Here is a 15,963-nt window from a genome sequence, read left to right as displayed (position 1 = left end):
CTTTTTTTCTGTGGGCGAGGTTATAAAAATGGCAGAAAACTTAACGCGGCAGACAATTCGTCCAAACACATAAACATTCGGTTAGTTTAAAGATGTATTTATATCCGAATATCGGTGTATTCGATTCGTCATCCATTCAATCACACCTAAAATGTACAAATAAAAAAAGCCCTCTGCACAGCAGAAGGCTTTTCTATATCGCGCACATAGCAAAAACCCCACGCTTTTGGCATGGGGTCTCGGCTTGATTTGATGCCTGGCAGTGTCCTACTCTCGCATGGGGAGACCCCACACTACCATCGGCGCTACGGCGTTTCACTTCTGAGTTCGGCATGGGATCAGGTGGGACCACCGCGCTATGGCCGCCAGGCAAATTCTGTCTAAACTAACCCGCTATGCAATCCTACACACAGCCAGCCAGCCCAATCTCGGAACGTCGCTGAAAATCTCTCTCAAATCACCAAAACACCTTCGGTGTTGTAAGGTTAAGCCTCACGGATCATTAGTACTGGTTAGCTCAATGCATCGCTGCACTTACACACCCAGCCTATCAACGTCATAGTCTTTAACGTTCCTTCAGGGGGCTTAAAGCCCCAGGGAAGACTCATCTCGAGGCAAGTTTCCCGCTTAGATGCTTTCAGCGGTTATCTCTTCCGAATTTAGCTACCGGGCAATGCCATTGGCATGACAACCCGAACACCAGTGATTCGTCCACTCCGGTCCTCTCGTACTAGGAGCAGCCCCTCTCAATCTTCCAACGCCCACGGCAGATAGGGACCGAACTGTCTCACGACGTTCTAAACCCAGCTCGCGTACCACTTTAAATGGCGAACAGCCATACCCTTGGGACCTACTTCAGCCCCAGGATGTGATGAGCCGACATCGAGGTGCCAAACACCGCCGTCGATATGAACTCTTGGGCGGTATCAGCCTGTTATCCCCGGAGTACCTTTTATCCGTTGAGCGATGGCCCTTCCATTCAGAACCACCGGATCACTAAGACCTACTTTCGTACCTGCTCGAGCCGTCACTCTCGCAGTCAAGCTAGCTTATGCCTTTGCACTAACCTCACGATGTCCGACCGTGATTAGCTAACCTTCGTGCTCCTCCGTTACTCTTTGGGAGGAGACCGCCCCAGTCAAACTACCCACCAGACACTGTCCTCACCCCGGATCACGGGGCCGAGTTAGAACATCAAACATTAAAGGGTGGTATTTCAAGGTTGGCTCCACGCAGACTGGCGTCCACGCTTCGATGCCTCCCACCTATCCTACACATCAAGGCTCAATGTTCAGTGTCAAGCTATAGTAAAGGTTCACGGGGTCTTTCCGTCTTGCCGCGGGTACACTGCATCTTCACAGCGAGTTCAATTTCACTGAGTCTCGGGTGGAGACAGCCTGGCCATCATTACGCCATTCGTGCAGGTCGGAACTTACCCGACAAGGAATTTCGCTACCTTAGGACCGTTATAGTTACGGCCGCCGTTTACTGGGGCTTCGATCAAGAGCTTCGCCTTGCGGCTGACCCCATCAATTAACCTTCCAGCACCGGGCAGGCGTCACACCGTATACGTCCACTTTCGTGTTTGCACAGTGCTGTGTTTTTATTAAACAGTTGCAGCCAGCTGGTATCTGCGACTGGCTTCGGCGCCGAGAGCAAGTCTCTTTACCTAATGCCAGCGTGCCTTCTCCCGAAGTTACGGCACCATTTTGCCTAGTTCCTTCACCCGAGTTCTCTCAAGCGCCTGAGTATTCTCTACCTGACCACCTGTGTCGGTTTGGGGTACGATTTAATGTTACCTGATGCTTAGAGGCTTTTCCTGGAAGCTTGGCATCAACTACTTCATCACCGTAGTGACTCGTCATCACACCTCAGCGTTGATAAGCAACCGGATTTACCAAGTCACTCCGCCTACATGCTTAAACCGGGACAACCGTCGCCCGGCTAGCCTAGCCTTCTCCGTCCCCCCCTTCGCAGTAACACCAAGTACAGGAATATTAACCTGTTTCCCATCGACTACGCTTTTCAGCCTCGCCTTAGGGGTCGACTCACCCTGCCCCGATTAACGTTGGACAGGAACCCTTGGTCTTCCGGCGTGCGGGCTTTTCACCCGCATTATCGTTACTTATGTCAGCATTCGCACTTCTGATACCTCCAGCAACCCTCACAGGTCACCTTCAACGGCTTACAGAACGCTCCCCTACCCAACAACACCTAAGTGTCGCTGCCGCAGCTTCGGTGCATGGTTTAGCCCCGTTACATCTTCCGCGCAGGCCGACTCGACCAGTGAGCTATTACGCTTTCTTTAAATGATGGCTGCTTCTAAGCCAACATCCTGGCTGTCTATGCCTTCCCACATCGTTTCCCACTTAACCATGACTTTGGGACCTTAGCTGGCGGTCTGGGTTGTTTCCCTCTTCACGACGGACGTTAGCACCCGCCGTGTGTCTCCCGTGATAACATTCTTCGGTATTCGGAGTTTGCATCGGTTTGGTAAGTCGGGATGACCCCCTAGCCGAAACAGTGCTCTACCCCCGAAGATGAGTTCACGAGGCGCTACCTAAATAGCTTTCGGGGAGAACCAGCTATCTCCCGGTTTGATTGGCCTTTCACCCCCAGCCACAAGTCATCCGCTAATTTTTCAACATTAGTCGGTTCGGTCCTCCAGTTAGTGTTACCCAACCTTCAACCTGCCCATGGCTAGATCACCGGGTTTCGGGTCTATACCTTGCAACTAGACGCCCAGTTAAGACTCGGTTTCCCTACGGCTCCCCTATTCGGTTAACCTTGCTACAAAATATAAGTCGCTGACCCATTATACAAAAGGTACGCAGTCACACCACGAAGGTGCTCCCACTGCTTGTACGTACACGGTTTCAGGTTCTATTTCACTCCCCTCGCCGGGGTTCTTTTCGCCTTTCCCTCACGGTACTGGTTCACTATCGGTCAGTCAGGAGTATTTAGCCTTGGAGGATGGTCCCCCCATATTCAGACAGGATGTCACGTGTCCCGCCCTACTCATCGAGTTCACAGCAAGTGTGTTTTTGTGTACGGGAGTATCACCCTGTACCCTGCGACTTTCCAGACGCTTCCACTAACACACAAACTGATTCAGACTCTGGGCTCCTCCCCGTTCGCTCGCCGCTACTGGGGGAATCTCGGTTGATTTCTTTTCCTCGGGGTACTTAGATGTTTCAGTTCCCCCGGTTCGCCTTGCATGGCTATGTATTCACCATGCAATAGTGCAACGAATTGCACTGGGTTTCCCCCATTCGGGTATCGTCGGTTGTAACGGTTCATATCACCTTACCGACGCTTTTCGCAGATTAGCACGCCCTTCATCGCCTCTGACTGCCTAGGCATCCACCGTGTACGCTTAGTCGCTTAACCTCACAACCCGAAGGTGTCTTTACAGACATCGTCGTATTGCGATTATTTGAGAGACTCTAATACAGGTTAATCCTTATCTCAGTACTTCTACGGAGAGATAAGTTTCAGCTGTATTGTTTCAATTTTCAGCTTGTTCCAGATTGTTAAAGAGCAATATCTTAAACACGACTCGTTAAAGTCATCTTTAAGATATTTTCAGTTCATAAAGAACCGGTGATAATGTCTTTCACACATTATCGGAGTGGCGTCCCCAAGGGGATTCGAACCCCTGTTACAGCCGTGAAAGGGCAGTGTCCTAGGCCTCTAGACGATGGGGACACAAAAATCCGATTAAATCATTCAACTTAATCGTTTTTGCATCAGCATGAGTCGAAACTCACAACATCAACAGGTGCTCTTGCTCGTTTACATTCATCAGACAATCTGTGTGGACACTGCGCAATGCGTATCGTTAGGTAAGGAGGTGATCCAACCGCAGGTTCCCCTACGGTTACCTTGTTACGACTTCACCCCAGTCATGAATCACAAAGTGGTAAGCGCCCTCCCGAAGGTTAAGCTACCTACTTCTTTTGCAACCCACTCCCATGGTGTGACGGGCGGTGTGTACAAGGCCCGGGAACGTATTCACCGTAGCATTCTGATCTACGATTACTAGCGATTCCGACTTCATGGAGTCGAGTTGCAGACTCCAATCCGGACTACGACAGACTTTATGTGGTCCGCTTGCTCTCGCGAGTTCGCTTCACTTTGTATCTGCCATTGTAGCACGTGTGTAGCCCTACTCGTAAGGGCCATGATGACTTGACGTCATCCCCACCTTCCTCCGGTTTATCACCGGCAGTCTCCTTTGAGTTCCCACCATTACGTGCTGGCAACAAAGGATAAGGGTTGCGCTCGTTGCGGGACTTAACCCAACATTTCACAACACGAGCTGACGACAGCCATGCAGCACCTGTCTCACAGTTCCCGAAGGCACCGAAGCATCTCTGCTAAGTTCTGTGGATGTCAAGAGTAGGTAAGGTTCTTCGCGTTGCATCGAATTAAACCACATGCTCCACCGCTTGTGCGGGCCCCCGTCAATTCATTTGAGTTTTAACCTTGCGGCCGTACTCCCCAGGCGGTCGACTTAACGCGTTAGCTCCGGAAGCCACGCCTCAAGGGCACAACCTCCAAGTCGACATCGTTTACAGCGTGGACTACCAGGGTATCTAATCCTGTTTGCTCCCCACGCTTTCGCACCTGAGCGTCAGTCTTTGTCCAGGGGGCCGCCTTCGCCACCGGTATTCCTCCAGATCTCTACGCATTTCACCGCTACACCTGGAATTCTACCCCCCCTCTACAAGACTCTAGCTTGCCAGTTTCAAATGCAGTTCCCACGTTAAGCGCGGGGATTTCACATCTGACTTAACAAACCGCCTGCGTGCGCTTTACGCCCAGTAATTCCGATTAACGCTTGCACCCTCCGTATTACCGCGGCTGCTGGCACGGAGTTAGCCGGTGCTTCTTCTGCGAGTAACGTCAATCACTGCGGTTATTAACCACAATGCCTTCCTCCTCGCTGAAAGTGCTTTACAACCCGAAGGCCTTCTTCACACACGCGGCATGGCTGCATCAGGCTTGCGCCCATTGTGCAATATTCCCCACTGCTGCCTCCCGTAGGAGTCTGGACCGTGTCTCAGTTCCAGTGTGGCTGGTCATCCTCTCAGACCAGCTAGGGATCGTCGCCTAGGTGAGCCGTTACCCCACCTACTAGCTAATCCCATCTGGGCACATCCGATGGCGTGAGGCCCTAAGGTCCCCCACTTTGCTCTTGCGAGGTCATGCGGTATTAGCTACCGTTTCCAGTAGTTATCCCCCTCCATCAGGCAGTTTCCCAGACATTACTCACCCGTCCGCCGCTCGCCGGCGAAGTAGTAAACTACTTCCCGCTGCCGCTCGACTTGCATGTGTTAGGCCTGCCGCCAGCGTTCAATCTGAGCCATGATCAAACTCTTCAATTTAAGATTTGTTTGATTTGCTACTAATGAAAGTAGCGATGCTCAAAGATTACTTTCTGCAAATATGCATTCGAACCGAGGTTCAAATGTGTACTGCTTTGGTCACTCTTCAAGACTTTGATATTGCTTCTGCCTGTCGAAACAGGCTTCGATATCGTCTTGCGAGTGCCCACACAGATTGTCTGATAAATTGTTAAAGAGCGTTCGTTACCCGTTTGCCTTGCGGCGAATCTTACGGTAACGCGGGAGGCAGATAATACGCTTTCCCGCTGAAGAGTCAAGAGTTTATTTGTTTTCTTTCGAAGTCAAAGTCTATCTTTTCTCTTCCTGACCCGGCGAAGTATGTTTCGTTGTTCCCGGTCAGTGGAGGCGCATTATAGGGAGTTCCTGACAGCCTGCAACCCCTAATTTGAAAAAACTTTTCAACCGTGTTTTATTTCAGCAATTTGCGGTGATAACCACCATTATTGTTACTTTTCGTACTGTAGCGCAGAGAAATCCTGTGTAAAACCGCTTACCTGTTGCCAATCGGTATACTCAACTTCTTTACTGGTATCTGTTTCGCCGCCCGTCATGCGCATAATAAGTTGAATCATGACCCGGTCTATCCACCGATAACGCGGATAACGCAGCGCTCCAGCGAATACCGTGCACAATGTGGGCTGCCACGGTGTGCTCAGCAAAAACTTACGGACATAGGCGTTGGTCTGTGGCGAACGTTTTTCTGGTTTGCGAGCAGTAAGATTGACAGCAAAGAACGCGCTCGGCATCTGATTGAGCTGTTCGACGTGTTTATTGACGAATTTACTTAATACTGGACTGAAATGGCCATAACGCACCGAAGCACCAATCATCACTTGTTGATACTGGTTCAAGTCTATTTGCCCTACTCCTGCCAAGTCTTGTATTTCACACGTCGCTGTTGCCGATAATTCCTTAGCTATATAAGAGGCGATGTTTTGTGTTTGGCCGTCTCGGCTGGAGTAAAGTATCAGTACTTTCATAGCAATGTTCCTTATGCAGAATTACTCACGCCAGAATGTTGGGGTGAAAAGAACCAGTAGGGTGAAAACTTCCAATCGACCAAATAACATGGTTATCACCAGTATCCATTTCGCCGCTGGGTTCATAGAGGTAAAGTTATCAGCAACAACCCCCAGACCTGGCCCAAGATTGTTCAAAGTTGCGGTGACCGCCGCAAAAGCAGAGAACTCATCAACCCCCGTCGCGATAATCGCCAACATACTAATGATAAAAACCAAAGCATAGGCGGAGAAGAACCCCCAGACCGCTTCCAATATTCTTTCCGGTAATGCTCGCCGCCCCAATTTAATGGTGTAAACCGCGTTTGGATGCACTAAACGTTTTAATTCACGTGAGCCTTGCAGATAAAGCAACAGAATACGGATAACTTTCAATCCGCCGCCAGTCGACCCCGCACAGCCCCCTATAAAAGCAGAACATAATAAGAGTATCGGCAGGAACAGCGGCCACTTAGAAATGCTGTCTGTCGTGAACCCCGCAGTGGTCGCCATGGACACCACTTGGAAAAAGGCCTGGTTTAATGTTTCCAGCCCCGATTTGTACACACTGTGTTGCCAGAGTACCAAGGTACAAACGATAACCAGCGTCAATTGTACAAAGATAAACATACGGAATTCGGGATCGCGCCAATAAACTTTCAAACTTCGGCCACTGAGTACGGCGAAATGTAGACCAAAGTTACAGCCCGAAATCAGCAGGAAAATGCCAATAATGGTGTTAATCGTCGGGCTATTGAAGTAACCGATACTGGCGTCATGAGTAGAGAAGCCGCCTATGGCAATTGTTGAGAAACTGTGAGAAATGGCATCAAACACCGACATCCCCGCGCCCCATAGCGAAAGTGCGCAGGCAATGGTCAGTAAGACATAGATAAGCCACAGTGTTTTAGCCGTTTCAGCAATTCGGGGGCGCATTTTATTATCTTTCAACGGGCCGGGCATTTCTGCACGATAGAGCTGCATGCCCCCGACGCCCAAGATAGGCAAAATAGCCACCGCCAAGACGATGATCCCCATGCCGCCAAGCCATTGCAGCATTTGTCGATAGAATAAAATAGCTTTGGGCAGTGAATCCAATCCCACCAGTGTGGTGGCCCCGGTGGTGGTCAGCCCGGAGAATGATTCAAAGAATGCATCAGTTAACGAAAGATTGGGTCGTTCTGAGAATAGAAAAGGTAATGCCCCGACACTGCCCAGTACCGTCCAGAACAGCACCACGATGAGAAAGCCCTCGCGGGGTTTCAACTCATGCTTCTGTTTTCGGTTTGGTAGCCAAAGCAACAGGCCTATCGCCAGAGCAACAAAAAAAGTTTCGCTGAAGGCACGGCCGGCACCATCACGATAGATCAAGGCCACTAGCCCGGGAATAAACATTGTCCCGGAGAATAAGATGACCAGCAGACCAACAATACGGGTTATGGCACGAAAATGCATTCCGGCACGTTCCTTAGCAATTCACTTGGATGGGGATTATTGCGAAATGGGCGTCAATTGCAACGTACCACGACTGAGATCTCGCAATTTATCCCCGACCTGACTGGCTTGAGTTGCTGGCAAAGAGAGATGAAGTGTCACGAGTTGTGCATATTCACTCTGTAAAATCTGGCCTTCAACCTGCTGTAATAATGTTTCGACCATCGCGAGCTGCGCATAGTCACACTGCAAAGTATATTCTACCTGTGGGACTTTATATTTTACTTCAATCTGCTTTAACGCTTGTTGAACACCACTGCCATACGCCCTGACTAACCCGCCAGTACCGAGCTTGATGCCGCCATAATAGCGCACAACCACGGCCGTGATTTCACCAATCCCACTGCCCATCAGCTGCGCCAGAATAGGTTTACCCGCTGTGCCCGAGGGCTCACCATCATCGGAAAAACCTAATTGCTGTGAATCTGTTGGTGTCCCGGCAACAAAAGCCCAGCAATGATGCCGGGCTGTTGGGTGCTGCTGCTTTATCTGCTGAATAAATTCTTTTGCTTCACTCACCCCGCTGGTATGTGCCAGCAAGGTGATGAAACGGCTTTTCTTGATTTCTTCGCTGACAGTTACCGGAGCCGCAGGTATCAAATAAGGCTGCATTAGGCCAGCTTCAGGTCACGTGTCATGTTCTCGACCCGATTATCATGAATAACGATATTATCTTCTATACGAATACCACCATAAGGCTTCAGCGCATCAATAAGTTCCCAATTGAAATACTGGCTGAATTCACCCGCGCGCCAAGGGGCCAATAGAGATTCGATAAAGTAGAGGCCCGGCTCAATGGTCAGTACCATGCGGGGTTGCAGGATACGCGTGCAACGCAAGTAAGGATATTGGGATGGCGCACTGAGATGCGTTCCTTTGTCATCTTGCATAAATCCAGCAGTATCATGAACTTGCAGCCCAAGCGGGTGACCCAATCCATGCGGCAAGAATGGGCAGGTAATGCCTTTTTCAACCATCGCCTCTTCACTGATACCGGTGACCAGATTATGAGTGCGCAGCAGTTTGGCAATACGCTGATGCATCTGAATATGATAATCGGTATAGCGTTCGCCACTTTTAATGGTTTTGATCAGTTCAAGCTGTTCATTATTAAGGTCTGCAACCAATGCGGCAAAATCGCTTTCACTGTTTGCAGCATAAGTACGAGTCAGATCAGCAGCATAACCATTGTATTCAGCGCCTGCATCAATTAGGAAACTACGAATCTCTGCCGGGGGCTGATGTTGCAATGTGGTGTAATGCAGCACTGCCGAATTCTCATTCAGCGCAACAATATTATCGTATGGCACATCAGTATCACGGTGACCCGTAGCCATTAGATACGCCAAATTGATGTCAAACTCACTCATACCCGACTGGAATGCTTCATGTGCAGCCCGATGCCCAGCGACCGCCATCTTTTGGGCTTCGCGCATGCACGCCAGTTCATAATCTGTTTTATAAGAGCGGTAAAAGTGAAGGTAATCCAACACCGGTTTGGGGTTAATGTTTTCGGCACTGAATCCCAGAGCTTGCGCGCGTTGCTGAGCATAACCAATATAGGCCACTCGCTCGCGCGGCACAGGTAATTGCTGTGCAATGTCATCGGCGTTAGCTAACGGCTGAATATCCAGTTGTTGGGTCCAGAAGCTATCAGGTAGCGGTTCAACACTGTGCCAATAATCTACCGGGGAGTAAAACCATAACTTCGGCGTATTAACACCATCAACCCATAACCAGCAGTTTGGAACTTGCGTCACCGGCACCCAAGCTTTGAATTGGGCATTCACTTTAAAAGGATAGTCGCGGTCATCAAGGAAAATACGTTGTAACTCACCGGAATGAATCAGTAAAGCGTCCAACTGATGGCGCTCTAACACATCGCGGGTGCGTTGTTGTAGGGTGGATAAATGTTCGTTATATAAAGAAGCCAGCGTTTCCATCACAGTACCCTTTGCTATTAGAACTTAATTTTTTTATCTTATCATAGTCGCTAAAGCCATGTTTCGACGACCTCTTATCTACCAGGCAAATACATTACCTGGCGCGCTAAATTCAATATTTCCCCACTCAATTCGTCGCGAATAAACTCGATAAAAATCAATTATCCTTTCTGATCGACTGTGATCTTCACTGCAAAAAATCAATCTCTTGTTTGCAATTCATTAACAAAATATCCACACTTCCTAAATATCTGGTCATACCAGATCACATGCGCTTATTCAGGAGATAGATATGCTCTACCAAAGCGAAACACTAAAGCTTCACTGGCTGCAAAACGGCATTGCCGAGTTGGTGTTTGATGCACCGGGTTCAGTTAATAAACTGGATACCAAAACTGTAGCCAATTTGGGTGAAGCCCTGGCTGTGCTGGAAAAACAAAGTGAACTCAAAGGGTTGCTACTGCGTTCTGCCAAAGCAGCTTTTATTGTCGGTGCCGATATCACCGAGTTTCTGTCCCTGTTTAACGAGCCACCAGAAAAACTGCATCAATGGTTGGTTTTCGCCAACGATATTTTCAATCGTTTAGAAGACTTACCAGTGCCGACCATTTCTGCAATCAATGGATATGCGCTGGGTGGTGGATGTGAATGTATTCTCGCCACAGATTTCCGTGTTGCCTCGCCGGAAACCCGAATCGGCCTGCCAGAAACCAAGCTGGGTATCATGCCGGGCTTTGGCGGTTCGGTACGTTTACCGCGCTTATTAGGTGCTGACAGTGCGCTGGAAATTATCGCCGCGGGCAAAGATATTATTGCCAAAGATGCCTTAAAAGTTGGGTTGGTTGATGCCGTCGTCGCCCCTGAGAAGCTGGCCGATGCCGCTTTAGTTATGCTGAAACAGGCCATTGACGGGAAGCTCGACTGGAAAGCAGCGCGCCGCCCGAAATTAGAGCCGCTGAAGCTCAACCCGACCGAAGCCGCCATGTGCTTTACCATTGCTAAAGGCATGGTCATGCAAGTGGCAGGTAAACACTATCCGGCACCGTTGACCGCCGTCAAAACCATTGAAGCCGCTGCAAAATTTGGCCGAGCCGAAGCATTGAAGCTGGAAACCAATAGTTTTGTTCCATTAGCGGGTTCCAATGAAGCGCGTGCATTAGTCGGTATTTTCCTGAATGACCAATATGTTAAAGGCCAGGCCAAAAAACTCGCCAAAGGTATCAGTGCGCCAAAACAGGCCGCGGTGCTGGGTGCGGGGATTATGGGCGGCGGTATTGCCTATCAATCGGCACTGAAAGGTGTGCCGGTCATAATGAAAGATATTAATGACAAATCCCTGACATTGGGGATGAATGAAGCCGCCAAGCTACTGAATAAACAATGGGAACGCGGCAAAATAGATGGTCTGAAAATGGCGAATATCCTGGCGACCATCCAGCCGACATTGGATTACACCGGTATTGAACGCGCCCAAGTCATCGTGGAGGCCGTGGTGGAAAATCCAAAAGTGAAAGCGGCCGTCCTTGCCGAGGTTGAAGCACTCATTGGTGAGGAGACTGTTTTAGCCTCGAACACCTCTACAATTCCGATTGATCAGCTCGCTAAGTCCCTTAAGCGCCCAGAAAACTTCTGCGGCATGCATTTCTTCAACCCGGTGCATCGGATGCCGTTGGTTGAGATTATTCGCGGTGCAAAAACCTCAGATAAAACTATCGCTGCTGTTGTTGCATACGCCACGCAAATGGGTAAAACCCCTATTGTGGTGAATGATTGCCCAGGTTTCTTTGTTAACCGTGTCTTATTCCCGTATCTGGCGGGATTCGGCATGTTAGTCAGAGACGGCGCAGACTTCCGCCAAATTGATAAAGTAATGGAAAAACAATTTGGCTGGCCAATGGGCCCTGCTTACTTATTAGATGTGGTGGGTATTGATACCGCGCATCATGCGCAAGCCGTGATGGCTGCTGGTTTCCCTGATCGTATGAGTAAAGATTATCGCGATGCAGTTGACGTGATGTTTGATAATCAACGATTTGGTCAAAAGAATGGCCAAGGCTTCTACCGCTATACCCAAGATGCCAAAGGTAAACCGCGCAAAGAGAATGATGAACAAGCCGATGCATTACTGGCACAAGTCAGCCAACCCATCCAGAAATTTAGTGATGATGACATTATTGCCCGCACTATGATTCCAATGATCAATGAAGTGGTGCGATGCCTGGAGGAAGGCATTATCGCCAGCCCGGCGGAAGGTGATATGGCGCTAGTATATGGCCTTGGGTTCCCGCCATTCCACGGCGGTGTTTTCCGTTACCTTGACACCATCGGCAGTGCAAATTATGTCGAAATGGCTCAACGCTATGCCCATCTTGGTGCGCTATATCAAGTTCCACCAGGATTAAGATCCAAAGCTGAACATAACGAAAGCTATTATCCTGTGGCAGCAGCGCTGCTTGATGTTTCTACCAGTCAACCGGCATGAGGTCTGAAAACATGGAAAATGTAGTCATTATAGATGCCGTCCGCACCCCGATGGGCCGCTCCAAAGGCGGAGCATTCCGTCATGTTCGGGCGGAAGATCTCTCTGCCCATTTAATGCGGGAAGTGTTAAGCCGTAATCCTGGGTTGAATGCCGCCGAAATCGACGATATCTATTGGGGTTGTGTGCAACAAACGCTAGAGCAGGGCTTTAATATTGCCCGCAATGCTTCTTTGCTGGCCGAAATTCCCCATAGTGTTCCTGCGGTAACAGTTAACCGCCTGTGTGGCTCCTCAATGCAAGCTTTGCATGATGGTGCCAGAGCTATCATGGTGGGTGATGCACAAGTCAGTTTGATTGGTGGCGTGGAACATATGGGCCATGTGCCTATGAATCACGGTGTTGATTTCCATCCAGGTATGGGCCGCACTGTCGCTAAAGCGGCTGGAATGATGGGATTAACGGCCGAAATGCTGGCAAAAATTCACAATATCAGTCGCCAGTCACAAGATGAGTTTGCTCTGCGCTCCCATCAACGCGCCTATGCGGCGACACAGGCTGGTCATTTTGCCAATGAGATTGTCGCCACGAATGGGCATGATGCCGACGGAATATTAAAACGTTTTGATTTCGATGAAGTTATTCGCCCTGAAACTAATCTGGCAGGTTTAGCGGCGCTACGCCCAGCCTTTGATCCGGTGAATGGTACTGTGACAGCCGGAACATCATCTGCTCTTTCCGATGGTGCTTCTGCAATGCTTATCATGAGTGAATCACGTGCAAAATCATTAGGTTTAACACCTCGTGCGCGCATTCGTTCTATGGCCGTCGTCGGCTGTGACCCCTCGATTATGGGATATGGCCCAGTCCCTGCCAGTCAATTGGCATTGAAACGTGCTGGGCTCAAGCTCGAAGATATTGGTTTATTTGAATTAAATGAGGCGTTTGCCGCTCAATCACTGGCTTGCCTGAAAGGTTTGGGGCTGCTGGAAAGTATGGATGACAAGGTCAACCTGAATGGCGGCGCCATTGCTCTCGGCCATCCATTGGGTTGTTCCGGGGCGCGTATTTCGACCACGTTGCTCAATCTGATGGAACGCCGTGATGTGCAATTCGGCCTGGCGACCATGTGTATCGGTTTAGGCCAAGGAATCGCGACTATCTTTGAACGCGTATGACCAAAAACATTAAGGGCCTGAATACAGGCCCTTAGACTGGAGTTTAGTTGCCGTTTTCCCGCCTGTCAGGGGCGGGCTTTTTACTCAGATAAAGGCAAAAGCATCACCAAAGATGTGTGCTTCCTGCGCGCCCCGTTCAGCACAGAAACGCTCACGGGCAATTTTGGCCATTTCGAAACGGCCTGCAATATAAATATCCTGCTCCGCGAGAGAGCCGTAGTCTTGCAGCACGGCGCTCAAAACGGTTCCGGTACGACCGCGCCAACCCTCTTCGGGCTGCTCAACCACAGGAATAACTTTCAACTGCGGATACTTAATTGATAGCGCTTCCAGCTCGCCAAGATCATATAAATGCACCGCTTCGCGCCCACCCCAATAGATGGAAACTTCACGATCCGGTTGCTCCGCTAACGCCGCCAACAAAACTGAACGCGCATAGGAAAAACCGGTCCCGCCAGCAATCAAAATCAATGGCCGGTGACTGCCTTCGCGGAACCACGCCTCACCATGAGGGATGTCCACATCCAGTGTTTTCTCTTTCAGAATTCGGTCCATCACCGCCATGGCGTATAGATTCAGTTCCGAAGCCCCGATATGCAGCTCGATGGAGTCTTTTTGCAGTGGCGTGGATGCCATAGAGAATGGGCGCTTATCGCGCTCATCCATGACGACCATCAAATACTGCCCAGCACGGAAAGAAAATGCGGATGCAGGTACCAGTTGCACCCGGTACACCGTATCGGTAATGGCCTCTACGGAGGTTACTTTACAGCTTAAAGTTGTCATGCCTTCCCTCTGTCGGGTCATCAAATGCAAAACTAAGGACAAAATGGACGCCGGTTAGCGTTTCGTCTCTTTGTCACTGAAAATGGCGAGCTCATCCCAAATAGCATCAACGCGGGCGCGAACTTCTTCATCCATCTTAATAGGACGCCCCCATTCACGCGGGGTCTCAGCTGGCCATTTGTTGGTGGCATCCAGCCCCATTTTCGATCCCAAACCGGAAACCGGTGAGGCGAAATCCAAATAATCTATTGGCGTATTTTCAATTAATACCGTATCGCGCGACGGATCCATTCGGGTCGTAATTGCCCAAATCACATCATTCCAATCACGGGCGTTAATGTCATCGTCACAAACAATAACAAATTTCGTATACATAAACTGACGTAAAAACGACCAAACACCCATCATCACGCGTTTTGCATGACCAGCATACTGTTTCTTGATGGTCACCACGGCCAGGCGGTATGAACAGCCTTCTGGCGGCAGATAAAAATCAACAATCTCAGGGAATTGCTTTTGCAAAATAGGCACAAATACTTCGTTCAGTGCAACGCCCATTACTGCCGGTTCATCGGGTGGGCGGCCAGTATAGGTTGAATGATAAATCGCGTCTTTACGTTGGGTAATATGTGTGACGGTAAAGACAGGGAAACTATCAACCTCATTGTAATAACCGGTATGGTCACCATAAGGGCCTTCTGGTGCCATCTCACCCTGCTCAATATATCCTTCCAATACAATTTCTGCACTTGCAGGAACTTCAAGTGAGTTGGAAAGACATTTTACGACTTCGGTTTTATGTCCGCGTAATAGACCGGCAAAAGCATATTCAGACAGAGTATCAGGCACTGGCGTTACTGCAGCCAAAATGGTCGCAGGATCAGCCCCGAGCGCGACGGCGACGGGGAAACGTTCTCCTGGATGCGCCTCACACCATTCTTGATAGTCTAAAGCCCCACCACGATGGGAGAGCCAGCGCATAATTAACTTGTTTTTGCCCAAGACTTGCTGGCGATAGATCCCCAGATTCTGGCGCTCTTTATGCGGGCCACGAGTCACCGTCAACCCCCAAGAGACTAATGGGGCGGCATCCTCAGGCCAACAGTGCATTACAGGAATTCGACTTAGATCAACATCATCGCCCTCCCACACTTGCTCCTGACACGGAGCGGAGCTTAGGCATTTCGTTGGCATATTCAATACCTGCTTAAATTTCGGCAGTTTATCGAATAGATCTCGAAAACCTTTCGGAGGATCAGGTTCTTTCAGGAAAGCCAAAAGTTTACCGACATCGCGCAGTGCGCTGACATCTTCTTGCCCCATCCCCATGGCAACCCGCTTGGCTGTGCCAAACAGATTACACAACACTGGCATGCTGTAGCCTTTTGGATTCTCGAAAAGCAATGCTGGCCCACCTGCACGCAAAGTGCGATCGGCAATTTCTGTCATTTCCAGATAGGGATCAATAGGCTGGCTAATACGTTTAAGTTCGCCCCTCTGTTCCAGCAACGAGAGGAAGTCACGTAAGTCACGGTATTTCATGCTGATCATTTCGGCGGCTATGTGATGCGCCATTATAGGCTGTCTTTATAGCAGTTGCTGTCTTTTTGTTAAAATGAAGGTTGGGTAACCCGAAAAAACATCAAGCAGCTATTGGCCATTTACATTGACACA

8 protein-coding genes, 1 tRNA gene and 3 rRNA genes are annotated in these 15,963 nt (G+C 49.5%); 2 read left to right on the top strand and 10 right to left on the bottom strand.

Features of this window, described 5'->3' with window-relative positions; all coding sequences use genetic code 11:
- Positions 1–254: 254 nt before the first annotated feature.
- The 8 genes from rrf to pepQ all read right to left on the bottom strand — a co-directional run bounded on the left by rrf (position 255) and on the right by pepQ (position 9,846).
- Positions 255–370: ribosomal RNA gene (gene rrf, locus F0T03_RS01385) — 5S ribosomal RNA — on the bottom strand.
- A gap of 111 nt (positions 371–481) precedes the next feature.
- Positions 482–3,390: ribosomal RNA gene (locus tag F0T03_RS01380) — 23S ribosomal RNA — on the bottom strand.
- A 242-nt stretch (positions 3,391–3,632) separates the two neighbouring features.
- A tRNA-Glu gene (locus F0T03_RS01375) sits at positions 3,633–3,708 on the bottom strand.
- 138 nt (positions 3,709–3,846) lie between these two features.
- Positions 3,847–5,390 (bottom strand): 16S ribosomal RNA (locus tag F0T03_RS01370).
- Together the 16S, 23S and 5S rRNA genes with 1 tRNA gene alongside form the textbook arrangement of a ribosomal RNA operon.
- Before the next feature lie 467 nt (positions 5,391–5,857).
- A complete protein-coding gene (gene hemG / locus F0T03_RS01360) occupies positions 5,858–6,391 on the bottom strand; it encodes a menaquinone-dependent protoporphyrinogen IX dehydrogenase (protein ID WP_145556135.1) in 534 nt (177 codons plus the stop codon).
- 21 nt (positions 6,392–6,412) lie between these two features.
- The gene (gene trkH / locus F0T03_RS01355; protein WP_050101031.1) at positions 6,413–7,864 is read right to left on the bottom strand and encodes a Trk system potassium transporter TrkH; all 1,452 of its coding nucleotides are present in this window, start codon (positions 7,862–7,864) and stop codon (positions 6,413–6,415) included.
- Positions 7,865–7,900: 36 nt separating this feature from the next.
- Positions 7,901–8,515, bottom strand: coding sequence for an IMPACT family protein (locus tag F0T03_RS01350; RefSeq protein WP_159677086.1), 615 nt, complete (start codon positions 8,513–8,515; stop codon positions 7,901–7,903).
- On the bottom strand, positions 8,515–9,846 hold the full coding sequence (pepQ, locus tag F0T03_RS01345) for a Xaa-Pro dipeptidase (protein ID WP_159677085.1): 1,332 nt from the start codon (positions 9,844–9,846) through the stop codon (positions 8,515–8,517). Before pepQ ends, F0T03_RS01350 begins: the two co-directional genes overlap by 1 nt.
- Positions 9,847–10,138: 292 nt before the next feature.
- On the opposite strand from pepQ, the gene fadB reads away from it, so the two are divergent.
- The gene (gene fadB / locus F0T03_RS01340; protein WP_145556132.1) at positions 10,139–12,328 is read left to right on the top strand and encodes a fatty acid oxidation complex subunit alpha FadB; all 2,190 of its coding nucleotides are present in this window, start codon (positions 10,139–10,141) and stop codon (positions 12,326–12,328) included.
- Positions 12,329–12,339: 11 nt separating this feature from the next.
- Entirely contained in the window at positions 12,340–13,503 is a 1,164-nt protein-coding gene (gene fadA, locus F0T03_RS01335) for an acetyl-CoA C-acyltransferase FadA (protein ID WP_145556131.1), read from the top strand.
- Positions 13,504–13,587: 84 nt separating this feature from the next.
- Here the strand turns inward: fadA and fre are convergent, their stop codons facing one another.
- Together fre and ubiD are read right to left on the bottom strand one after the other, a co-directional pair.
- On the bottom strand, positions 13,588–14,289 hold the full coding sequence (fre, locus tag F0T03_RS01330) for an NAD(P)H-flavin reductase (protein ID WP_145556130.1): 702 nt from the start codon (positions 14,287–14,289) through the stop codon (positions 13,588–13,590).
- Positions 14,290–14,343: 54 nt separating this feature from the next.
- Positions 14,344–15,840, bottom strand: coding sequence for a 4-hydroxy-3-polyprenylbenzoate decarboxylase (gene ubiD, locus F0T03_RS01325; RefSeq protein ID WP_159680610.1), 1,497 nt, complete (start codon positions 15,838–15,840; stop codon positions 14,344–14,346).
- Between the last annotated feature and the right edge of the window lie 123 nt (positions 15,841–15,963).

Origin of the sequence: Yersinia canariae (genome assembly GCF_009831415.1) — a bacterium.
Classification (GTDB): domain Bacteria; phylum Pseudomonadota; class Gammaproteobacteria; order Enterobacterales; family Enterobacteriaceae; genus Yersinia; species Yersinia canariae.
Note: the sequence above shows the minus strand (reverse complement) of the source record. Positions and strands in the feature narration are given on the sequence as shown.

Coding starts and splice junctions, on each gene's coding strand:
- hemG (WP_145556135.1), bottom strand. CDS start 6,391: ATGAAAGTACTGATACTTTACTCCAGCCGAGACGGCCAAACACAAAAC.
- fadA (WP_145556131.1), top strand. CDS start 12,340: ATGGAAAATGTAGTCATTATAGATGCCGTCCGCACCCCGATGGGCCGC.
- fadB (WP_145556132.1), top strand. CDS start 10,139: ATGCTCTACCAAAGCGAAACACTAAAGCTTCACTGGCTGCAAAACGGC.
- F0T03_RS01350 (WP_159677086.1), bottom strand. CDS start 8,515: ATGCAGCCTTATTTGATACCTGCGGCTCCGGTAACTGTCAGCGAAGAA.
- ubiD (WP_159680610.1), bottom strand. CDS start 15,840: ATGATCAGCATGAAATACCGTGACTTACGTGACTTCCTCTCGTTGCTG.
- trkH (WP_050101031.1), bottom strand. CDS start 7,864: ATGCATTTTCGTGCCATAACCCGTATTGTTGGTCTGCTGGTCATCTTA.
- fre (WP_145556130.1), bottom strand. CDS start 14,289: ATGACAACTTTAAGCTGTAAAGTAACCTCCGTAGAGGCCATTACCGAT.
- pepQ (WP_159677085.1), bottom strand. CDS start 9,846: ATGGAAACGCTGGCTTCTTTATATAACGAACATTTATCCACCCTACAA.